The following is a 2299-nucleotide window of genomic DNA, read 5'->3' as shown; positions in this document are numbered from 1 at the left end:
GCTTCAGCTTCTTTTAAAATAGATACAATCTGATGTTCAGTCATTTTTTTCATAATTAAATCCCCTTTACTTTTATCATAGAGAATTTTCTACTTTTTTGCTGTACTATTTTAGGGGATAGTTACAAAATAACGTTCTCCGTTTTATCCAATAAATCAATATATTTGTATGGATCTTGTCCATATTCATCAGACAACACTCCTGGAAAATGATTGTTCATAGTCAACATATTACCTCCATATTACTTAATAATTAAATTGAATGATCTTTAACAATAATTTTTGTATCTGAACTAGGGCTGATACTTAACTTTCCAGCATAAACATAATCAGCTATTGGCCATGAACAGTAATAAGATATATGCAGACTAGTTAGTGAAGATGACAATAAAGAAGGGGAAATAATAAAAGGAATTTCTCTTATTATATATTCTGTAGCAATAATAATATCCTGTTCTTTTATTTCAGATGTTTTACTGATGGCGTTTTTTCTATTCAAAATAGCTTTATATGACTGAGTTATACATAATGAGTGAAAATTCTCATTATTTTTAAAATCTTCTTTTATTATCTCTACATTTTTTTATACAATTCGTCAGCATAAAAATCGGAAAATTTTAATATTCTTTTTGCAAAAAAATCATGACCAGACATTGATAAATAATTATTAATAGCTCTTTCAATTCGATAAAATTCTTTTCGTGATTTTTTACGTGCTTTTACCTCATTATCTCCAGCTCCTATTAAAAGATACTTAGCCTCTTCATGTGGATGTAAAACATCTACATGATCATAATTATCAAACCCCCACTCCAACATATTTTTAATGTAATTTTCATTAAATTTGGAATTAAAAGGGCTTATGCCAAATAAAACATGTTTTCCTTTCATTTTATACCTCTTTCTAGACAGCTAGCTACTAAAAATATATATAACATTAATTATTTCAATCAATTATATTAAATAATATTTTTTTTTAATCATTCATGATTTATTGCTAATTTATTTTTAATATATATAGTTATATTTATTTTATTTGAATTAAGTTGGGCTAATTTAGGATAGTTAGTAAAACAAAAAATTACTAACTAATTCCAGCCACAAAATATTACTTATAGGCCATATAAATGAATATTTCACTCATTTCTCCAGAGGTCGCTTCTTCTGATAACGAACCTATGATTATATCGGCATCACTCAAATCCCCATCAGTGAAAATAACAGAACTTCATCATCACTCGAGAGGACAACTAGCTGGTACATTACAAGGTTTAATTTCAATTGAAGTGGAAAGTAGTCAATGGGTAATACCCGCAACTCATGGTATATGGATACCTCCAGATACACAGCATTCTCTTCTCGGATCACATGGGCCATTCCACGGATGGAGTATCTATATACAAAAAAGCGAATGTAATAATCTTCCGAATAAACCCTGCATGCTAGAATTATCTAGTCTATTGCGTGAAGCAATTACCCGAACCATGACATGGAATAATTCAGAATTGCAACCCGAGCATAAGCGATTGATGGCAGTGATTGTCGACGAGATTAGTATAATCCCTCAAGTTGAGATAGCACTCCCAATGCCAAAAGATATTCGTTTGTTAAAAATTGCTTTAGCTTTGTCTAATAATCCTAGTGATGATAGAAACATTAATGAATGGAGCGTTTGGGCTGGGATTTCTCGACGCTCATTAACTCGTCGATTTACAAATGAAACTGGATTTAATTTCACAGAATGGCGACAGAAACTACGTATGTTAAAAGCTTTAGAGTTGCTTGTTGCGGGCAGACCTATCACAGAAATTTCTTTAAATTTAGGTTATGATAATATTAGTGGTTTTATTGCTATTTTCCGTCGAAATTTCGGGGTAACTCCAGGTAACTATCAAAAAGCGATGAGAAATAACCACCCATGGAGAAACTTTAATGACACTATCATTTAAAATGATAATTATATTAATGATAAATTAGGGCGTGTTGATCTTTCGTGATTATTTTTTATACGGCATGATGTGAGTTATAATAATTCTGCAAAAAACAACCCTAACTCGATTCATCATGCCAAGAACAATGCTAACAGATAAACGGTGGGAAAAGCTACTACAAATAATGAGAAATACTGGCCGAGTTTATAATAAATCCGAGCATCGGATGACGTTTGAAGGGCTCCTTTTCCGAATGAGAACCGGTATTCCTTGGCGAGATTTGCCAGAAGAGTTTGGTGAATGGAGCACCGTCTATAGACGATTTAATTTGTGGTCTAAAAAAGGAATATTAGTTGATATTTTCAAACA

4 protein-coding genes are annotated in these 2299 nt (G+C 31.4%); 2 read left to right on the top strand and 2 right to left on the bottom strand.

The features are described 5' to 3' along the window. Window positions 1–252 precede the first annotated feature (252 nt). On the bottom strand, window positions 253–567 hold the full coding sequence (locus ACYIAL_RS12665; RefSeq protein WP_483751892.1) for a tRNA-dependent cyclodipeptide synthase: 315 nt from the start codon (window positions 565–567) through the stop codon (window positions 253–255). Between the two features lie 5 nt (window positions 568–572). Further along, window positions 573–890 carry a tRNA-dependent cyclodipeptide synthase gene (locus ACYIAL_RS12660; RefSeq protein ID WP_483751891.1) on the bottom strand — a complete coding sequence of 106 codons (318 nt, stop codon included), beginning with the start codon at window positions 888–890 and terminating at the stop codon, window positions 573–575. A gap of 236 nt (window positions 891–1126) precedes the next feature. Here ACYIAL_RS12660 and ACYIAL_RS12655 point away from each other — a divergent pair, with 236 nt between their 5' ends. Further along, a complete protein-coding gene (locus ACYIAL_RS12655) occupies window positions 1127–1948 on the top strand; it encodes an AraC family transcriptional regulator (RefSeq protein WP_483751890.1) in 822 nt (273 codons plus the stop codon). 115 nt (window positions 1949–2063) lie between these two features. Continuing rightward, the coding region (locus tag ACYIAL_RS12650; RefSeq protein WP_483751889.1) for a transposase at window positions 2064–2299 on the top strand (236 nt) is incomplete at its 3' end.

This window comes from Gilliamella sp. X-57, from assembly GCF_057063565.1.
This window is presented reverse-complemented; position numbering and strand designations above follow the sequence as displayed.